The organism is Oxalicibacterium solurbis, assembly GCF_014635845.1.
In the GTDB taxonomy this organism is placed as follows: Bacteria; Pseudomonadota; Gammaproteobacteria; order Burkholderiales; family Burkholderiaceae_D; genus Oxalicibacterium; species Oxalicibacterium solurbis.
The window spans coordinates 173,246-191,159 of the sequence record NZ_BMDP01000001.1 but is presented as its reverse complement, the minus strand read 5'-3'; the positions used below and the strand labels follow the sequence as shown (position 1 = coordinate 191,159).

General features: G+C 59.0%; 17 protein-coding genes and 1 tRNA gene. 10 read left to right on the top strand and 8 right to left on the bottom strand.

The window, feature by feature from the left end; translation table 11 throughout:
• Positions 1 to 67 precede the first annotated feature (67 nt).
• The 4 genes from pheS (at position 68) to IEV40_RS00830 (ending at position 4,470) form a co-directional block, all read left to right on the top strand.
• On the top strand, positions 68 to 1,084 hold the full coding sequence (gene pheS / locus IEV40_RS00845; protein WP_188419089.1) for a phenylalanine--tRNA ligase subunit alpha: 1,017 nt from the start codon (positions 68 to 70) through the stop codon (positions 1,082 to 1,084).
• Between the two features lie 71 nt (positions 1,085 to 1,155).
• Positions 1,156 to 3,585 (top strand): phenylalanine--tRNA ligase subunit beta, encoded by a 2,430-nt coding sequence (gene pheT / locus IEV40_RS00840; protein WP_188419088.1) that lies wholly within the window; start codon positions 1,156 to 1,158, stop codon positions 3,583 to 3,585.
• Between the two features lie 80 nt (positions 3,586 to 3,665).
• The gene (locus tag IEV40_RS00835) at positions 3,666 to 4,019 is read left to right on the top strand and encodes an integration host factor subunit alpha (RefSeq protein ID WP_503826738.1); all 354 of its coding nucleotides are present in this window, start codon (positions 3,666 to 3,668) and stop codon (positions 4,017 to 4,019) included.
• Between the two features lie 64 nt (positions 4,020 to 4,083).
• Positions 4,084 to 4,470 (top strand): MerR family transcriptional regulator, encoded by a 387-nt coding sequence (locus IEV40_RS00830; protein ID WP_188419086.1) that lies wholly within the window; start codon positions 4,084 to 4,086, stop codon positions 4,468 to 4,470.
• Between the two features lie 101 nt (positions 4,471 to 4,571).
• Here IEV40_RS00830 and IEV40_RS00825 read toward each other — a convergent pair.
• The 3 genes from IEV40_RS00825 to IEV40_RS00815 form a co-directional block, all read right to left on the bottom strand.
• Positions 4,572 to 4,648: transfer RNA gene (locus IEV40_RS00825), tRNA-Pro, on the bottom strand.
• Positions 4,649 to 4,862: 214 nt separating this feature from the next.
• A complete protein-coding gene (nadE, locus tag IEV40_RS00820; protein WP_188419085.1) occupies positions 4,863 to 5,735 on the bottom strand; it encodes an NAD(+) synthase in 873 nt (290 codons plus the stop codon).
• Positions 5,736 to 5,757: 22 nt separating this feature from the next.
• Positions 5,758 to 6,264 (bottom strand): CinA family protein, encoded by a 507-nt coding sequence (locus IEV40_RS00815; protein WP_188419084.1) that lies wholly within the window; start codon positions 6,262 to 6,264, stop codon positions 5,758 to 5,760.
• A gap of 169 nt (positions 6,265 to 6,433) precedes the next feature.
• On the opposite strand from IEV40_RS00815, the gene IEV40_RS00810 reads away from it, so the two are divergent.
• The 5 genes from IEV40_RS00810 (at position 6,434) to IEV40_RS00790 (ending at position 9,822) form a co-directional block, all read left to right on the top strand.
• Positions 6,434 to 7,168: a substrate-binding domain-containing protein gene (locus IEV40_RS00810; protein WP_308632357.1), complete on the top strand. Its 735-nt coding sequence runs from the start codon at positions 6,434 to 6,436 to the stop codon at positions 7,166 to 7,168.
• Between the two features lie 114 nt (positions 7,169 to 7,282).
• Complete coding sequence (locus IEV40_RS00805; protein ID WP_188419082.1) at positions 7,283 to 7,447, top strand: hypothetical protein; 165 nt, start codon at positions 7,283 to 7,285, stop codon at positions 7,445 to 7,447.
• A gap of 30 nt (positions 7,448 to 7,477) precedes the next feature.
• Positions 7,478 to 7,942 (top strand): nitrate reductase associated protein, encoded by a 465-nt coding sequence (locus IEV40_RS00800; protein WP_188419081.1) that lies wholly within the window; start codon positions 7,478 to 7,480, stop codon positions 7,940 to 7,942.
• A 276-nt stretch (positions 7,943 to 8,218) separates the two neighbouring features.
• Positions 8,219 to 9,361: a M14 family metallopeptidase gene (locus IEV40_RS00795; protein ID WP_188419080.1), complete on the top strand. Its 1,143-nt coding sequence runs from the start codon at positions 8,219 to 8,221 to the stop codon at positions 9,359 to 9,361.
• Positions 9,358 to 9,822 (top strand): CYTH domain-containing protein, encoded by a 465-nt coding sequence (locus IEV40_RS00790; RefSeq protein WP_188419079.1) that lies wholly within the window; start codon positions 9,358 to 9,360, stop codon positions 9,820 to 9,822. The genes IEV40_RS00795 and IEV40_RS00790 overlap by 4 nt, the downstream gene beginning before the upstream one ends.
• A 63-nt stretch (positions 9,823 to 9,885) precedes the next feature.
• Here the strand turns inward: IEV40_RS00790 and IEV40_RS00785 are convergent, their stop codons facing one another.
• The 5 genes from IEV40_RS00785 to IEV40_RS00765 all read right to left on the bottom strand — a co-directional run bounded on the left by IEV40_RS00785 (position 9,886) and on the right by IEV40_RS00765 (position 16,706).
• Entirely contained in the window at positions 9,886 to 11,148 is a 1,263-nt protein-coding gene (locus IEV40_RS00785; RefSeq protein WP_188419078.1) for a DUF2863 family protein, read from the bottom strand.
• Positions 11,149 to 11,283: 135 nt separating this feature from the next.
• A complete protein-coding gene (gene acnA, locus IEV40_RS00780) occupies positions 11,284 to 14,007 on the bottom strand; it encodes an aconitate hydratase AcnA (RefSeq protein WP_188419077.1) in 2,724 nt (907 codons plus the stop codon).
• Positions 14,008 to 14,095: 88 nt separating this feature from the next.
• Positions 14,096 to 14,590, bottom strand: coding sequence for a hypothetical protein (locus IEV40_RS00775; protein WP_188419076.1), 495 nt, complete (start codon positions 14,588 to 14,590; stop codon positions 14,096 to 14,098).
• 71 nt (positions 14,591 to 14,661) lie between these two features.
• Positions 14,662 to 15,642, bottom strand: a complete 981-nt coding sequence (locus IEV40_RS00770) for an HpcH/HpaI aldolase/citrate lyase family protein (protein ID WP_188419075.1) — start codon at positions 15,640 to 15,642, stop codon at positions 14,662 to 14,664.
• Positions 15,643 to 15,716: 74 nt separating this feature from the next.
• The gene (locus IEV40_RS00765; RefSeq protein WP_188419074.1) at positions 15,717 to 16,706 is read right to left on the bottom strand and encodes a malate dehydrogenase; all 990 of its coding nucleotides are present in this window, start codon (positions 16,704 to 16,706) and stop codon (positions 15,717 to 15,719) included.
• Positions 16,707 to 17,087: 381 nt separating this feature from the next.
• Here IEV40_RS00765 and IEV40_RS00760 point away from each other — a divergent pair, with 381 nt between their 5' ends.
• Positions 17,088 to 17,897 carry a GntR family transcriptional regulator gene (locus IEV40_RS00760; RefSeq protein WP_229723896.1) on the top strand — a complete coding sequence of 270 codons (810 nt, stop codon included), beginning with the start codon at positions 17,088 to 17,090 and terminating at the stop codon, positions 17,895 to 17,897.
• The last annotated feature ends 17 nt before the right edge of the window (positions 17,898 to 17,914 follow it).

The following is a 17,914-nucleotide window of genomic DNA, read 5'->3' as shown; positions in this document are numbered from 1 at the left end:
TGTCCCGCTTTTGTTTTTACGTTCCCATTTGTCTTCCGGTCTCCATTCAAGAACGAAAACAAGCCGCATGAATTCCCTAGATCAACTCGTCATCCAGGCGCAGGCCGATTTCTCGGCAGCCACCGACGCCGCCGCGCTGGAAAACGCGAAAGCCAAATATCTCGGCAAGACCGGCCAGATCACCGAGCAGATGAAAAGCCTCGGCAAGCTGGCACCCGAGGAACGCAAGGCGCAGGGCGCCGTCATCAATGCCGCCAAGGAAAAGATCGAGGCTGCGCTGACCGCGCGCCGAGATGCCTTGTCGAACGCGCAGATGGAAGCGCGCCTCAATGCCGAAGCGATCGACGTCACGCTACCCGGCCGCGGACGCGGCACCGGGGGTATCCATCCGGTCATGCGCACATGGCAGCGTGTCGAGGAAATCTTCGGTTCGATCGGCTTCGATGTCGCCGACGGCCCGGAAATCGAAAACGACTGGACCAATTTCACCGCATTGAACAGCCCGGAAAATCATCCGGCGCGTTCGATGCAGGACACCTTCTACATCGAAGGCAAGGACACGCTTGGCAAGCCGCTGCTGCTGCGCACGCACACCAGCCCGATGCAGGTACGCTATGCACGCATGAACAAGCCGCCGATCCGCGTGATCGCGCCGGGCCGCACCTACCGTGTCGACAGCGATGCGACGCACTCGCCGATGTTCCACCAGGTCGAAGGCCTGTGGATCGACGAGAACGTCAGCTTCGCCGACTTGAAGGGCGTGTATCTGAATTTCGTGCGCGCCTTCTTCGAGACCGACGATCTGCAGGTGCGTTTCCGTCCTTCCTATTTCCCGTTCACCGAACCGTCGGCCGAGATCGACATCGCCTTCGGCAGCGGACCGCTGAAAGGCCGCTGGCTGGAAGTTTCCGGCGCCGGCCAGGTGCATCCGGCCGTGTTGCGCAACATGGGTTTCGATCCCGAGCAGTTCATCGGCTTTGCGTTCGGCTCCGGCCTCGAGCGTCTGACGATGCTGCGTTACGGCATCAACGATCTGCGCCTGTTCTATGAAGGCGACCTGCGTTTCCTGAAGCAATTCAACTGATGGCGATTTGCGCTGTGCGCATGGCGCCGGCGCTCCCGTTTTTGTGAAGTCTGTGGCATAGGGTTTTAATCATGCAATTTTCCGAAAGCTGGCTGCGTACGATGGTCGATCCGAACATGACTTCGGACGAGCTAGCGCATTTGTTGACGATGTCGGGACTGGAAGTCGAGGAAGTCGAACCGGTCGCGCCGCCGTTCACCGGCGTGGTCGTGGCCGAGGTGCGCGATGTCGTCAAGCATCCCGATGCAGATCGTCTGCGCGTCTGCCAGGTCGATGCCGGCACCGGAACGCTGCTGAACATCGTCTGCGGTGCACCGAACGTGCGTATCGGCATGAAGGTCGCGTGCGCAACGGTCGGCGCGGTGCTGCCGCCGGGCGCGGACGGGAAACCGTTCAACATCAAATTGGGCAAGTTGCGCGGCGTAGAATCGCAAGGCATGTTGTGCTCGGCCAAGGAACTCGGCTTGCCGGACGAAGAGGATGGTTTGCTGGATCTGCCGTCGGATGCGCCGGTCGGCCAGAATTTCCGTGACTACTATCAACTAAACGACCTGAAATTCACGATCAAACTGACGCCGAACAAGGCCGATTGCCTGTCGGTGCTCGGCGTTGCGCGCGAAGTGTCGGCACTGACCGGTTCGCAAATGAAGGCGCCGACTTATCCGGTCATCACTGCGACGATCGCCGAAGTGCTGCCGGTCAAGGTATCGGCGCCGGATTTGTGCGGCCGTTTCTCGGGACGCGTCATCCGCGCTCTGAACGCGAAGGCGGCGACGCCGCAATGGATGAAGCAGCGCCTGGAACGTAGCGGCCAGCGATCGATTTCGGCGCTGGTGGATATCTCCAACTATGTGATGCTGGAACTGGGGCGCCCGACGCACGTCTTCGATCTCGACAAGATCCATGGCGGCCTCGATATCCGCTGGGGCAAAAAAGGCGAATCGCTGAAGCTGTTGAACGGCAATACCGTCGAGCTCGACGAATGGATCGGCGTGGTCGCTGACGGCAAGGAAGCGGAAGCGCTGGCCGGCATCATGGGCGGCGACGCGACGGCTGTTTCGCTCGATACACAGAATATCTATCTCGAAGCCGCATTCTGGCATCCGCAGGCGATCCAGGGCCGCGCGCGCCGTTTCAATTTCTCGACCGATGCGGCGCATCGCTTCGAGCGCGGCGTCGATTTCGCGACGACCGTCGAGCACATCGAACGCATCACGTCGCTGATCGTCGAGATCTGTGGTGTACAGGGCCAGACCGTGGTCGGCCCGATCGACGATCACATCGTCAACCTGCCGAAGCGCGAACCGGTCAGCGTGCGTACCGCGCGCGCGGCGAAGGTAGTCGGCGTGGCGCTGGACGATGCGCAGATCGCCGACATCTTCACGCGCCTTGGCCTGACGTTTGCGCAGCAGGACGGCGTGTTCTCGGTGACACCGCCGTCCTACCGTTTCGATATCGAGATCGAGGAAGACCTGATCGAGGAAATCGCGCGCGTCTACGGCTTCGAAAACATTCCGGCGTTGCCGCCGATCGCAGCCAACACGATGCGCATTGCACCGGAAAACACGCGTTCGTCATTCACGATCCGCCGTCAGCTGGCCGATCTGGATTACCAGGAAGTCGTCAATTTCAGCTTCGTCGAGCAGGCATGGGAAGCGGATTTCGCCGGTAACGCGAATCCGATCAAGCTGCTGAATCCGATCGCCAGCCAGATGAGCGTGATGCGCTCGACGATGATCGGCAATCTGGTGGCGAACGTGCGTTACAACCTGAATCGCAAGGTCGGCCGCATTCGCCTGTTCGAGATCGGTGCCGTCTATCTGCGCAACAATGAGAGCGTAGATGGCCCTTTGTCCGTGGCCGGCTTCGACCAACCGAAGCGCGTGGCTGCAATCGCCTACGGTCCGGCAGCGGACGAGCAGTGGGGGCAGCCGACACGCAACGTCGATTACTTCGATGTGAAGGCCGATCTGGAAGCCTTGTTTGCGCCGAAGAAGCCGGTCTTTGCCTGTCTGGCACATCCGGCGCTGCATCCGGGCCGCTCGGCCAGCGTACTGGTCGACGGTGTCGAGGTCGGCTTCATCGGCGAACTGCATCCGCGCTGGCAGCAGAAATACGATTTGCCGCTGGCACCAGTGCTGTTCGAGGTTGATGCGACAGCGCTGCAGCGCGTCGACGTGCCGGCCTACAAGGAAATATCGAAATTCCCGGCCGTGACGCGTGACCTGGCATTGGTCGTCAAACAGGACGTGCAAATGCAGACGTTAATCGATTCATTCATTGTCGAAAAGAAATCAAATCCTGCATGCAATATTTTGCAAGTGATTGTTTTATTTGATGAATATCGCGGGAAAGGACTGGAGCAAGATGAAAAAAGCCTTGCTTTCCGTTTCACCTTGCAAGATACTCAATCGACCCTGCAGGACGATCAGGTCGATGCTGCGATGGCCGCTTTCGTCGCCGTTGCGGGCAAACATCATGGCGCCAGATTGCGTGCCTGAACATGCGGGGAACAACAACCATGAATGACGTGAATTCCGCCGAACTTCAGTCCGTGCTTGCTGCCGATCTTGACCGCGCCATGCTGGAGGCCAAGGTCCGCTCCCAAGCGGAAAAAGACTTGCCTACGCTGACCAAGGCCGAACTGGCCGAGCTGCTGTTTGAACAGGTTGGTCTGAACAAGCGTGAAGCCAAGGATATGGTCGAAACCTTTTTCGATGAAATCCGCAATGCGCTGGAGCGTGGCGAATCGGTCAAATTGTCCGGTTTCGGCAATTTCCAATTACGCGACAAGCCGCAGCGTCCGGGACGTAATCCGAAAACCGGCGAGGAAATTCCGATCACGGCACGCCGCGTCGTCACTTTCCATGCGAGCCAGAAACTTAAGGTAATGGTCGAGGATGCAAGCCAGAAGTCCGTCGCCCGTACGGCTTGATTCATACTCTTTTCATACTCTTGATTCATCGCCCAATCCGCAGTCTGATTTACAGCCTGATTAAATGAACGAACGGATCAACAAACCTGAATTGGTCGCGTTGCCGCCAATTCCCGCGAAGCGTTATTTTACGATCGGCGAGGTCAGTGAATTGTGCGGCGTGAAGCCGCATGTGCTGCGCTATTGGGAACAGGAGTTCACGCAGCTGAAACCGGTCAAACGTCGCGGCAACCGGCGCTATTACCAGCATCACGAAGTGCTGTTGATTCGTCGTATCCGTGAACTGCTGTACGAACAGGGATTCACGATCAGCGGTGCGCGTAATAAGCTGGACAGCCGCATCCTGGAAGAGCGTGCAGGCGATGATGCCGATCGCGATGACAGTGGAGATAGTGCGCAGCTGACGGCGATTCGTCAGGAACTGACGGAAATTCTGGAGTTGTTGAAGTAATGCTGGTGGAGTAGCGAGAAGAATAGACGGCATTGCCAATCGTATGGGCAGAACGCCGGAAAAGCAAAAGGGTCACGCGAGCGTGACCCTTTCTTTTTTCATGGTCGGGGCGGCGGGATTCGAACTCGCGACCCCTTGCACCCCATGCAAGTGCGCTACCAGGCTGCGCTACGCCCCGAAGCGCGAGATTATAGCAGAGCATCGTAGCGAATCATGCATTTCCCCTCTGTATTCTCATGCGTGGCGTGTGCCTATCGAGGTGATGGAAAACGTTGCGCCATGCATGTGTATTACGCTGCAGATGCAGCTGGTTCGATGATGTATCGATCCGCCGGGTGAAAGCAGACTCCAGCGATGCAACCTATGCTGGATTTCTTCAAGGATGGCGCACTTTAACTGCTTGGAATACTCATCCTGTCTCGCGGTGGCGTCATGTAGGGATCGTTCGGCAGACCTCGTTTGTGCGTGGTTGCCCGATAGCGTTCGACGATACGTTCGCGTGCCTGCTCGTCGACCGGTTTGCCGCTGAGGAAATCGTCGATCTGTTCGTAGCTGACACCGAGCGCTTCTTCGTCCGGTTTGCCCGGCGCCAGGGTTTCCAGATCGGCTGTCGGCACCTTGTATGCCATGTCTTCCGGTGCGCCGAAGGCCAGTGCCAGTTGCTGTACCTGATGCTTGTTCAGTCCGTAGAGCGGCGTGACGTCGGCCGCGCCATCGCCGAACTTGGTGAAAAAGCCCATCAGCGCTTCCGCAGCATGATCGGTACCGACCACCAGCCCGTTGGTGGCACCGGCCACCGAATAGTGGGCGATCATCCGCTGCCTTGCCTTGATGTTGCCGAGGATGAAATCCTCCTGATAGGCGTTCTCGAACGTCAATCCGGCATCGCGTAATTGCTGCAGCATGGCATCGGCGACCGGCTTGATGTCGATTGTCAGTATGCGATGCGGCCCGATCAGTTTCAATGCGCGTTGCGCGGCCTCTTCGTCGCTCTGGATGCCGTAGGGCAGGCGTAGTGCGATGAAATCGGCCTGACGGCCGTGCCCCTTGGTCTGTTCGGCGGCATGCTGCGCCAGATAGCCGGCTACCAGCGAATCGACGCCGCCGCTGATGCCGAGCACCAGCGAATGCTTGTCGTGCTCGATCAACTGGTCGGCGAGGAAGGTGGTGCGACGGACGATTTCGGCGGAAGGATTAAAGGCGTGCAGCACCTTCAACGCATCCATGATTTCCTGCTGTATCGGGTCGATGCCTGTTGTCAGCATATCCTTTTCCTCCAATGGCATTTCAGGGAATCCCGCGCTCTTGCTGCGATAGATGATGATAGAACAAGGCGCGTTCAATGGCGTAGCGTGCGGCAGATTTTCTGACCGTATTGCGGTCGCCGCTGAAGCGGCGCATTTCGGTATAGGTTTGCATGCCTCCGTTGCGAAACGACCATGCCAGGCAGACGGTGCCGGCGGGTGTGCCGTCATCGGCTGGGTCCGGGCCGGCGACGCCGGTGTTGGAGAGAGAGATGTCGCTGTTGCTGCTGCGCTTGAGCGCGCCTTCCGCCATTTCGGCGGCGACCTGTACGCTGGTCAGGCCATGCTGCCGGATGGTGGTGGGGAGAACGCCGAGCAGGGCATGCTTGGCTTCCGGCGAATAGGTGACGAAGCCACATTCCAGCCAGGCGCCGCTGCCTTCATAATCTCCCAGCATCGACGCGATCAGGCCGGCGGTACACGATTCGGCCGTGACGAGTTTCAGCCGGTTGTCGGTCAGATAACGGGCAAAGGGGGCAAGGAATTCCATCGCGACTGTCTCCGGTCGTCTTTATTCGTGCATGATAGCCGAGTCGAATGCATTGACGGTGCGGAAACGGACAAAGCACGATCCGAGACCACAACGCCCTCTGTAACGATTGCAATGCGATTGAGATTGAGGACCTAGCACCTGCGAACAACTGCGCAAACTCGGTCAAATGAAGAAGGGAAAGACGGATATGGCAATACTGGTTGCAGCCGGTAGCTTGCAGGCGGTAATGGACGAAATCCTTGCAGCGTATCGGATGCAGGGCGGTGCGACGTTCGATGTGCGTTATGGTCCTTCCGGCAAGCTGCGGCAGGAAATCGAAAATGGCATGTTGATCGATGTGTTTGCTTCTGCTTCGACCGGGCACACGGAGGAACTGGCGGGGAAAAATCTGTTGGGCCCGTCAAGGGTCTTTACGTACAACGAGTTGTGCGTGATCGCGCGGCCGCAACTGAATATATGCGAAGAAAACGTGCTGGATATGTTGATGACGCCATCCGTGCGGGTGGCGACTTCGACGCCGGTCAGCGATCCGATGGGCGACTATACGTGGGAATTTTTCCGTCGTGCAGATACGATGCGGCCGGGATTCCATGCTCTGCTCGACGGCAAGGCGATCCGGCTGTCCGGGGCGGCGATGCCGGCGCCGGGGGCGGCGTATCTGCCTTACATCACGGCATTTACGGACGACAGGGCCGATGTCTATATTGCTTATCGTACCAACGCACGCATTGTGAGTCATACGTTACCGGAGCTGGATATCGTACGTATCCCGCAGACCTGCAATGTGCACAGCACATACGGGATTGCGGCGCGGCCCGATTCGGCGGACGGCAGGGCATTCGTGAAATTTGCGTTGTCCACAGATGTACAGCACATCCTGCAAAGGCATGGCTTCGGATAGAGGAATATGCGCGCATCGAATCCCTACATCGATCGGGCATGTCTTCCGACATCGGCGCTGCAACGATGTTGCTACAGTCGATTGGCCTGACGACAAATCTGAAAGGAGAAGATAATGCGCACTCAGGACGAAAAACCATCCCGGGAAAAGCCTGCAACACCAGCGACGACAGGCTATGGAAACGATCCGCGTGCCAAGGCGGCGGATAATCTGGAACAGGATAATGAAGAAAAACTGGGAGAGCATCTCGACGACAAGCACGACAAGACAGGCGGATAGCCTGCATGAACCGCATCAAGGCGTCATCGCATGGTGACGCTTTTCGATTTCGAACAGAACGGCGGCTATGCGCTGCGCCGGATTCCGATGATCATGCGGCTGAAGCTGGATGTTTGCTGTTTGCGCATTTCGCTGGCCGCATGGCAAGCCTTGAGCCGCGATGAACGTGAGGAACTGGTTGCAATGCCGTTTGCATCCGATGAGCAACGAGCGACCTTTCGTACGCGTCTGGCCACGATGCTGGCGCCACATGCGGACGATCCCGAGATGGCTGTGGAACAGGCCGGCATCGATCCGTCGCCTGCATGGCAGCAGAAAGATACGGTACCGCAAGACGTGATCGATACGCTGGATGCATTATCGCTGCCGGCCATTACACAGGTGCAATGGGCGAACTTGAACGAGTTGCAGCGTTTCGCGTTAAGCAAGCTGACACGACCGGGGCACAGGAATGCGAAATTGCTTTCTGCATTGCGGGAATTCGGTTTGGGTTGATGGTGAGGGCTGTACCAAGGTTGTGCGAAAAACGGTCCGGTTTTCTGCCGGCTTTCCTACAACGCAATCAGAAATTGACCGATAGCTGGTGCATGATGCCGTCTCTACAATTCGTTCTAAATCACCGGAGCCGGCGGTTCGAAAATATACCGGCACCAATTCTCTTCTGAAGTTGATGGCAGCAGCAGTTCGACTTCACGGCAAATCCCCTACAATTCTGTCTTCCTATTCGAGCCACGGCACGCCGCCGCCGGCTTTTTATCAGCAAGGGATGCAATGACCATCAGAATCAGTTCCGGCTTCGATGCCGGCGCGATCGTCGTCGTCGACACCGTGCGTGCGGAGTTGGCGCAGCAGATCGATCTGCGCCTGCGCAAGGACAGCCATGCGGATATTGCGCAGTGGTTTTATTTCCGTCTGCAGGGCGCGCGTGGAGAGCAATGCATCATGCGCCTGCTGAATGCGGGAGAGGCCACTTATCCGGACGGCTGGAAGGATTATCAGGCGGTCGCCAGCTACGATCGTGAAAACTGGTTTCGGGTGACGACGACGTTCGATGGCGAGGTGATGACGATCACGCATGTACCGCAGGCAGACAGCATCTATTACGCCTATTTTGAGCCCTATTCGTGGGATCGCCATTTGACGATGCTCGGGCGTGCGCAAGCTTCTCCGTTGGTGCACATAGAAAACCTGGGTGGCACGGTCGACGGCCGCGACCTGGACATGCTGACGATCGGCGATGCGGCAGCAGCCAGGAAGATCTGGGTCATTGCGCGCCAGCATCCGGGCGAGGCGATGGCGGAATGGTTTGCGGAAGGGATGATCGAAGCGTTGCTGGATATCGGCAATCCGGTTGCGCGTGAACTATTGCAGCATGCGGTTTTCCATATCGTGCCGAACATGAATCCGGATGGTGCGATCAACGGCAATCTGCGTACCAATGCGGCCGGCGCGAACCTGAATCGCGAATGGATGACACCATCGCTGGCAACCAGCCCGGAAATTTTTCATGTCAGGAACCGCATTCATGCGACTGGATGCAATCTGTTTCTCGATATTCATGGCGACGAAGGGTTGCCGTATGTATTCGTCGCCGGCAGCGAAATGCTGGAGGGTTTTTCGGAAAAACAGAAAGCGGAACAGCAGGCCTTCATTGACGATTTGCTGCAAGCGAACGCGGATTTCCAGACACGCTTCGGTTATCCGTCGGGGAAATACAGAGAAGACATGCTGAAACTGGCATCGAAATATATCGGGCATACGTTCAAATGCGTATCGCTGACGCTGGAAATGCCGTTCAAGGACAATGCGGATGCGCCGCAACCGGAAGTCGGCTGGAACGGTGCGCGTAGCGCACGGCTGGGCCGCGACATGCTGGTGCCGATACTTGGCCATCTGCGCAGGAGCCGCCAATGAGTGTGGAAATAGAGCGCAAGTTCCTGGTTCGCAGCGATGCATGGAAAGCGCTGGCGCAGGGCGTGGCGATGCGGCAGGGCTATCTGTCGACGCATCCGGATCGTACGGTACGCGTGCGCATCGAGGGCGAGATTGCCACGCTGACGATCAAGGGGCGCACGCAGGGATTCAGCCGCGGCGAATGGGAGTACGAAATTCCCTTGGCGGATGCGGCGGCGCTGTTGAACGATATCTGCGAACGACCGCGGATCGAGAAGACGCGCACACGCATCGTGCATGAAGGCATGGTGTGGGAAGTGGACGAATTCTTCGGCGACAATCTGGGATTGGTGGTTGCCGAAATCGAACTCGCAAGCGAAACGCAGACGTTCGCGCGGCCCGACTGGCTGGGAGAGGAAGTGACGGGCGATGCGCGCTACTTCAATTCCAGTCTGCTGAAGCGGCCGTATACGTCCTGGTAAGGTGCAAGCCCTTGCGGCAAGGGCAAGCGGTAAAGGCAATGCATGATCGCCGCATGATGCGCATCAATGCAGATGCGGGTTGCCGGCCGGCGCATCCTCAGGCATTTCCGCGTGGACCAGATCGGCATTGACGTCCGGGAACAGCGGTGAGCCGCAATCGTCGCAGAATTCCATCGAAAACAGTTCGGCCAGCCGCTTGATGCGGATGATGCCGCATTCTTCCAGCAGGCCGACGATTTCCTCGGTCGGCGTTTTGCGAAATGCAGGTTCCGATGCAGATGCTGTGGATGCAGCAGATGCTGGCGACGGTGCGACGCGATATGCCTCATCATCGTCTTCCTGTCCATAGAGTGGCCAGACGACGCCGTACAGAACGTCGTCGTCGCCTGCCAGTCCGAAGCTGATCCGATATTCGTCGACGCGGCCGTTGTTTTCCTCTTCGCCGAAGCTGCCGATGACGGCTTGCAAGGCTGCAGGTTCGATTTCCAGCGTATGCGTCAGATAGTGAACGGCGGCGCGTATCGAGGCCGGCCGAATCAGGCGGTCGCCTTCGCGGCAGGCGACGAAATAGGCTTCCGGCAGCAGCAGTTCTATGCCGCAGCCGGGCAACAGGCGCGCGACGTTGGGCAGGGCTTGCGCATTCCATTGCGCCAGCGCCTGATCGCGTTCGGCCGGATCGGCGGATGCCTGCCAACGGAACAGGGGCGCGCCGGCGGGCGCAGCGATCGCCGCCAGTAGATAACGGGTATCGGCCAGGAACGGCGCGGTTTCCGGTTGGCGCACCGGTGACTTCAATGCGGTGTCTTTCAAGGCAGCCAGGCCCATTTGCTGGGTCAGCGCAAAGGTATCGGCGTGCGTGCGCGGCAACTGGTCGATCGAGAACAGCATCGGCGACATCGCTATCTTCACATCGGCCGCCAGCACATGCGCGTGCAGATGGGCGGACAGCGTCGTCGCCATGTCGGCAGGAAGCGGGCCGGATGCAATGGAAAAGCGCGTCCAGGCAAGAATGGGCATGGCGATCAGCAGTACGTCGTATTGCGTGTCGTCATGTTCGATCGTGCAGGATTCGGCGGCGGCCTCGACGCTTTCCATCAAGGCATCGTAGGCGCCGGATTCCTGTTTGAACAGGTTATCCAGCGCGGCATCGATCGCATCCTGATGCTGATTGCGCAGCAGTTTGTGCAGCAAGGCATCCAGCTGGTTTTCCCAATAGCGTTCTTCCAGACGGCTGGCGGCCTGGTCTATCGCTTGCGAGAATGTTGTCAGCCGCTGGCTGTCGGCGGAAAGTTTGCTGCCGGAATTTTTTTTGGAAGGGCGACGCATGAAGAATGGAGATGAAAGACAAGAAGCGTATTGTAGTTGAATACGCGCCGCCGCCGGATAACGGGTGATGCCGGGCGGCAGACGAAAAAAGCCGCATGCGTTTCGGCATGCGGCTTTGGCGGGAAGAACGAAAGATCAGGCGGCCAGCAATTGGCGCAGCACGAACGGCAGGATGCCGCCATGCTTGTAGTAATCGACCTCGATCGGCGTATCGATGCGCAGCAGCAGCGTGACTTCCTGGGTGCTGCCGTTGGCGCGATGGATGACCAGCGTCACTTCCTGTTGCGGACGGATGCTGCCTTCCAGCCCTTTCAGGTCGAAGGTTTCGTCGCCCTTGATGCCGAGTGACGTCACGCTGTCGTTGCCCATGAATTGCAGCGGCAGCACGCCCATGCCGACCAGATTGGAACGGTGGATACGCTCGAAGGAGCGGGCCACCACGGCTTTTACGCCCAGCAGTTGCGTGCCTTTCGCCGCCCAGTCGCGCGACGAGCCGGTGCCGTATTCCTCGCCGGCGAATACCATCGTCGGCGTACCTGCCTGCATGTAGCGCATCGCGGCGGCGTAGATCGACATTTCCTCGCCGCTCGGCTGGAAGCGGGTGAGGCCGCCTTCCACGCGCGAACCGTCGGCCTTCGGCGGGATCATCAGGTTCTTGATGCGCACGTTGGCGAAGGTGCCACGCATCATGATTTCATGGTTGCCGCGGCGCGAACCGTAGGAGTTGAAGTCGGCCTTCAGCACGCCGTGCTCGGTCAGCCATTTACCGGCCGGGCTGGAATCCTTGATCGAACCGGCGGGTGAAATGTGGTCGGTCGTGATTGAATCGCCGAATACGCCAAGTGCGCGTGCGCTGGAAATCGATGTGACGGCGGCCTTCGGTTCCATGCCGAAATCGGCAAAGAAGGGCGGCTCCGCAATGTAGGTCGAATCCGGCCAGTTGTAGACTTGGCCTTCGGCCACGCCGGTGATGTGTTCCCACAGCTTGCCGGGTTCGGTCTTCACCTGTGCATAGTTGGCCTTGTAGTTCTTCGCGTTCATCGCGAACTTCATCAGCTTCTCGACTTCCTGCGAAGTCGGCCAGATATCGCCCAGGTAGATGTCGCGTTCCTTGCCGTCCTTGCCCTTGCCGCGGCCCACCGGTTCGGTCATCAGATCACGCGTGACGGTGCCGGCGATCGCGTAGGCGACGACCAGCGGCGGCGATGCCAGGAAGTTGGCGCGGATGTTCGGATGGATGCGCGCCTCGAAATTGCGGTTGCCCGACAGCACGGCGGCGGCCACGATGTCGTTCTTGGCGATCGCTTCGTTCATCGCCGGTGTCAGGTCGCCCGCGTTGCCGATGCAAGTGGTGCAGCCGTAGGCGGTCAGGCCGAAGCCGAGTTTTTCCAGGTAGGACAGCAGGCCGGCTTCCTGCAGATATTGCGTGACGATGCGCGAACCCGGCGCCAGCGAAGTCTTGATGTGCGGCGCGACGTTGAGGCCAGCTTCGACGGCTTTCTTCGCCAGCAGGCCGGCGGTCAGCAGCACGCTCGGATTGGACGTGTTTGTACATGAAGTGATGGCGGCGATCAGGATGTCGCCATTCTTGACCGGAATGCCGTCGGCATTCGTGTAGCTTGCGTGCAGATCTTCGGCCTTCTTGTTGAAGCCGTTTTCGGCGACGGGCTTGACGAACAGGTCGGCGAACTGCTGCTTGACGTGGCCGATCTCGATGCGATCCTGCGGACGTTTCGGTCCGGCCAGCGACGGCGCGACCGAACCGAGATCCAGTGCGACGACGTGGGTGTAATCGATCTCGCCGGATTTCGGGATGCCGTACAGGCCTTGCGCCTTGAAGTAGGTTTCGAACGCATCGATCTCATCCTTCGTGCGGCCGGTGCCCTTGAAGTAGTCGATGGTGGCATCGTCGACCGGGAAGAAGCCCATCGTCGCGCCGTATTCCGGCGCCATGTTGGCGATGGTGGCGCGATCGGTCAGCGACAGCGATTCGGTGCCTTCGCCGAAGAATTCGACGAACTTGCCGACGACTTTTTCGCGGCGCAGCAGTTCGGTGATCGTCAGCACCAGATCGGTCGCGGTAACGCCGCCGCGCAGCTTGCCGGTCAGGTTCACGCCAACGACATCCGGCGTCAGGAAATAGACCGGCTGGCCCAGCATGCCTGCTTCCGCTTCGATGCCGCCGACGCCCCAGCCGACCACGCCGATGCCGTTGATCATCGTCGTGTGCGAATCGGTGCCGACCAGCGTATCCGGATAGTAGACGCCGTCACGGTTGTGCACGCCGCGCGCCAGATATTCGAGGTTGACCTGGTGCACGATGCCAAAGCCCGGCGGCACGACGCCGAAGGTGTCGAATGCCTGCATGCCCCATTTCATGAACTGGTAGCGCTCGTTGTTGCGCTGGAATTCCAGCTTCATGTTCAGGTCGAGCGCATTCTTCTCGCGGAAGTGGTCGATCTGCACCGAGTGGTCGACCACCAGGTCGACCGGCACCAGCGGTTCGATGTTCTTCGGATTCTTGCCCATGCGGTCGGCCACGCCGCGCATCGCGGCCAGGTCGGCCAGCAGTGGCACACCGGTGAAATCCTGCAGCACGACGCGCGCCACGATGAACGGAATTTCTTCCGTGCGGGCGGCGTTCGGCGCCCAGTTGGCGAGCTGACGCACGTGTTCTTCGGTGACCTTGTTGCCGTCGCAGTTGCGCAGCACCGATTCCAGCACAATGCGGATCGAGACCGGCAGGCGGGAAACGTCCACGCCGAGCTTGTCGCCCAGTGCGGGCAGGGAATGGAACGCGCCTTTACGCGCTTTGGAAATCTTGAATTCCTTGAGCGTATCCAGAGTATTGCGCGACATGATTTCTCCTTAATGCTGAATGGCCGATATGTGAATGTGGTGAGTGACGCCGCCGTTTGTCGGCCGCAGCAGCGACGTCATGGCAATGTCAGCCTTTCTTGGCTGCCAGTGCCTTTTGCTGTTCGGGGTTGCGGCATTCGTTTGCCAACTGCTGGCCCTTGCGCGAATCGAGCAGCATGGCCTTCGACGGGATGCTGATCCAGACCAGGCCGTAACGGCGATTCTCGAAGCGGTTGGCGCCGGTGCTGGTGCCGACGCGGCGCAGGCGATGCACGGTGTTTTTCCAGCGCAGCGCCATGTACTTGTCGTCGCTGTCGTTGTGATAGGTCGTGATCTTGTTGCCGAGTTCGCAGGCGTATTCGGTGACGACCGAGCCTTCGATATTGGCTTCGCCCAGATCTTCCTCGGACATGTCAGGCACCAGTCCATCGGCACCAGCCGCAGCAGCGGGCGCGGCTTTCTTGGCGGTCTTCTTCGCCGGTTTCTTGGCGGTTTCCTTATGCGTTTGCGGCGCGGCGGACTGTGCGAACGCAGGCGCGGACGTCAAGCCAACCAGCAGAAGGGCGCAGAGCAGTTTGTTCATGCAGGGTTCTCCGTTCGATTTCATTCATCTACCGTCCACGTGGACAGGCGAGGGTGATTCATTATTGCCATTCATAACAGCGCATGCGAGGCCTCAGGCATCTGCAGGCCAGCGGCATGCGCACGTTGCAGGATGGTCCAGTAGTAGCGATAGCTGGCGCGATCGTGCAACTTGCCGTTGTGCTGTATCGGTCCCCATTGCGCTTCCTGTGCCTGCGACAGGATGGCAGCGGCTTCATTCACCTCGGAAAGCCGCGGCGCGAGCGATTTGAGTATGGGGCGAATCTGATTTGGATGGATGCTCCACATCCGCGTGTAGCCACATTCGGATGCGGCACGATGCGCATCGCTGGCGACGACGGAGGTGTCGTTGATTTCCGTCGTCACGTTGTGCGACGGCACTTTTCCATAAGCGTGGCAGGCGGCGGCGATTTCCAGCTTGGCGCGCATCACGAGCGGATGCGTGAACTGGCCGGGGGAGCGCATCGCCGTGCCGGGGATTGCGCCGTAGTGCGCGGAGACGAAATCCATCACGCCGAACGATAGGCATTCGACCTGCGGAATCGCGGCGATTGCATGCACATCGGCCAGCGCGCCATGAGTTTCGATCAGTACATGGACCGGCAGCTTGTCACGCCCGTGTTTCTTCGCGTGCTTGCCGATCAGGGCGACTGCGTTCTTGACGTCGGCCACGCTGTCGACTTTCGGTACGACGAGATAGGCCAGCTTCGTTGCAGCATGCTGCAGGATGATCTCGATGTCCTGCTCGAAAAAAGGGCTGCCGATGTCATGCGCGCGGGCGCCGATGCGGTCGAAGCGGTTGTCGTCGCCGGTCAGCAATGTGCCGATCAGGTGCGCATGCGCTTCTTCGCTGCCGTTCGATGCGCCATCTTCGCAATCGAAGGTAATGTCGAAGACCGGTCCGAGTTCGTGCTGTAGCGCCATCGACTTGCGCATCAGCTTTTCCGAACCGGCATAGTGATCGCAGGCCGGAATCGATACCGGTGGGTGCGTTCCCTGGAACAGGACCTCGGAAGGATGCGTGAGCGACATGGTGTCTGGCTTGCGTTATGGCTGGCGGGACGATGGACGGGTTTCGTTTGCGGGAAGCCCGTCCATCGCGGGCATCATGGCAACAGGTGCTTGATGCCTTCGCGCTCTTCGGTCAGTTCTTTCAGCGTCAGGTTGATGCGTTCTTGCGAGAAGGCGTCGATTTCCAGACCTTGGATGATCTTGTATTCGCCGTTCTCGGTCGTGACCGGGAAGCCGAAGATGATGTCTTTCGGGATGCCGTAGGAACCGTCGGACGGAATGCCCATCGTGGTCCATTTGCCGTTGGTGCCCAGCACCCAGTCGCGCACGTGGTCGATGGCGGCGTTGGCGGCGGAAGCGGCGGAAGACAGGCCGCGCGCATCGATGATGGCGGCGCCGCGCTTGCCGACGGTCGGCAGGAAGACATCCTTATTCCAGATGTCATCGTTGATCATCGCCTTGACGGGTTGGCCGTCGGCGGTGGCGAAACGATAGTCGGGATACATCGTCGGCGAGTGATTGCCCCAGACGCACAGTTTTTCGATCGACGAAACCGGTTTGCCGGTCTTGGCGGCGATCTGCGACAGTGCGCGGTTGTGATCCAGGCGCAGCATCGCGGTGAAGTTCTTGGCTGGCAGGCTAGGTGCCGATTTCATGGCGATGTGCGCATTCGTGTTGGCAGGGTTGCCGACCACCAGCACCTTGACATTGCGCGAGGCGACGGCGTCCAGCGCCTTGCCTTGCACGGTGAAAATCTGCGCGTTGGCTTCCAGCAGGTCCTTGCGTTCCATGCCCGGACCGCGTGGACGCGCACCGACCAGCAGTGCGACGTCGGCATCCTTGAATGCGGTCATCGCATCGCTGTGCGCGGTCATGCCGGCCAGCAGCGGGAAGGCGCAGTCGTCGATTTCCATCATCACGCCTTTCAGCGCTTTCTGGGCTTTTTCATCATTGATTTCCAGCAGTTGCAGGATGACCGGCTGGTCCTTGCCAAGCATGTCGCCGTTGGCGATACGGAAAAGAAGCGAGTAGCCGATCTGGCCGGCGGCGCCTGTTACGGCAACACGCATGGGGGCTTTAGCCATGTTGAATCTCCAAGAAAATGATGAAGTCGGATTAGGTTCTGCGGATTAAATTTTGCGGATTCGATTCCGCGGATCTTGATCCGATTCCGGGAAAAATTTCGCGTCGCGCAATGATACAGTCGAATGCCCGATTAGTCAGCGGCAGGGCGGGGAATGCGTGTTGTCTGCGGGCATGGTCGCGAAATTCATGGAATCGATCCGGACAATTTAAATAAGCCGATAAAAGATAAGCCGATCCGATAAATAAGCCGACGGCCGTGCAGGGCGACCGGTGAATCGTGCGGCGAGTGTAGTCTTCCGGATGTTGCGCTGTCAATATCTATCTTATGTCTTATATAAGATATGTTATTTATGGATTTCGCTGGACGCACCGGATTTTTTGTGGTGAAATCCTTCTCCATGACGCCTGCCCAGCCTATTTCGTCAAGCAGTGCCGCACCCTCTTCTTCGGGAGGGCGGACGGCTGGCGCATCGCCGCCGAGGTTCAGCCCGCTTTACCAGCAGATCAAGGCATTGATCATGCAGCAACTGCAGTCGGGCGAATGGCGTGCCGGCGAACTCATTCCCAGCGAAATGGAGCTGGCGAGCCGTTTCAAGGTCAGCCAGGGAACCGTGCGCAAGGCCATTGACGAACTGGCTGCAGAAAATCTGGTGGTACGCCGCCAGGGCAAAGGCACTTTCGTCGCCACGCACCAGGAAGCGCGTTCGCAATTCCGTTTCCTGCGTCTGAAGCCGGATGTCGGCGAGGCGCATTACCCCGATAACGTCATCATCGAAGCCAAGCGTCTGCGCGCGCCGGCGGATATCGCACGTCAGCTCGACATCAAGACCGGCGATTCGGTGGTCTTCATGAAACGCATCCAGTCCTTCGACGGCGCGCCGACGATTCTTGAGGAATTGTGGCTGCCGGGGCAGTTGTTCAAGGGCCTGTCGGTCGAGCGCATGCTGCAGTACAAGGGGCCGATGTATGCCTTGCTGGAAACGGAATTCGGCATGCAGATGATTCGTGCAGTCGAGAACATCCGCGCCGTGGCGGCCGATCGTCAGGCGTCCGAATTGCTGAAGATCGCTGCTGGCACGCCGCTGCTCAGCGTGAATCGTCTGTCGTTTACTTATGGCGACAAGCCGGTGGAAGTGCGGCGTTCGCTGTATGTGACGAACGGCCACCATTATGAGAATGCGTTGAACTGACGATGAAACATATTTCA

Bases quoted from the DNA above. Each gene is read 5' to 3' on its own strand.
- nadE (WP_188419085.1), bottom strand. From the start codon at position 5,735: ATGCTGACAACAGGCATCGACCCGATACAGCAGGAAATCATGGATGCG.
- IEV40_RS00800 (WP_188419081.1), top strand. From the start codon at position 7,478: ATGGTGACGCTTTTCGATTTCGAACAGAACGGCGGCTATGCGCTGCGC.
- IEV40_RS00785 (WP_188419078.1), bottom strand. From the start codon at position 11,148: ATGCGTCGCCCTTCCAAAAAAAATTCCGGCAGCAAACTTTCCGCCGAC.
- IEV40_RS00830 (WP_188419086.1), top strand. From the start codon at position 4,084: ATGAACGAACGGATCAACAAACCTGAATTGGTCGCGTTGCCGCCAATT.
- IEV40_RS00795 (WP_188419080.1), top strand. From the start codon at position 8,219: ATGACCATCAGAATCAGTTCCGGCTTCGATGCCGGCGCGATCGTCGTC.
- pheS (WP_188419089.1), top strand. From the start codon at position 68: ATGAATTCCCTAGATCAACTCGTCATCCAGGCGCAGGCCGATTTCTCG.
- pheT (WP_188419088.1), top strand. From the start codon at position 1,156: ATGCAATTTTCCGAAAGCTGGCTGCGTACGATGGTCGATCCGAACATG.
- IEV40_RS00810 (WP_308632357.1), top strand. From the start codon at position 6,434: ATGAAGAAGGGAAAGACGGATATGGCAATACTGGTTGCAGCCGGTAGC.
- IEV40_RS00815 (WP_188419084.1), bottom strand. From the start codon at position 6,264: ATGGAATTCCTTGCCCCCTTTGCCCGTTATCTGACCGACAACCGGCTG.
- acnA (WP_188419077.1), bottom strand. From the start codon at position 14,007: ATGTCGCGCAATACTCTGGATACGCTCAAGGAATTCAAGATTTCCAAA.
- IEV40_RS00790 (WP_188419079.1), top strand. From the start codon at position 9,358: ATGAGTGTGGAAATAGAGCGCAAGTTCCTGGTTCGCAGCGATGCATGG.
- IEV40_RS00775 (WP_188419076.1), bottom strand. From the start codon at position 14,590: ATGAACAAACTGCTCTGCGCCCTTCTGCTGGTTGGCTTGACGTCCGCG.
- IEV40_RS00805 (WP_188419082.1), top strand. From the start codon at position 7,283: ATGCGCACTCAGGACGAAAAACCATCCCGGGAAAAGCCTGCAACACCA.
- IEV40_RS00765 (WP_188419074.1), bottom strand. From the start codon at position 16,706: ATGGCTAAAGCCCCCATGCGTGTTGCCGTAACAGGCGCCGCCGGCCAG.
- IEV40_RS00770 (WP_188419075.1), bottom strand. From the start codon at position 15,642: ATGTCGCTCACGCATCCTTCCGAGGTCCTGTTCCAGGGAACGCACCCA.
- IEV40_RS00835 (WP_503826738.1), top strand. From the start codon at position 3,666: ATGCTGGAGGCCAAGGTCCGCTCCCAAGCGGAAAAAGACTTGCCTACG.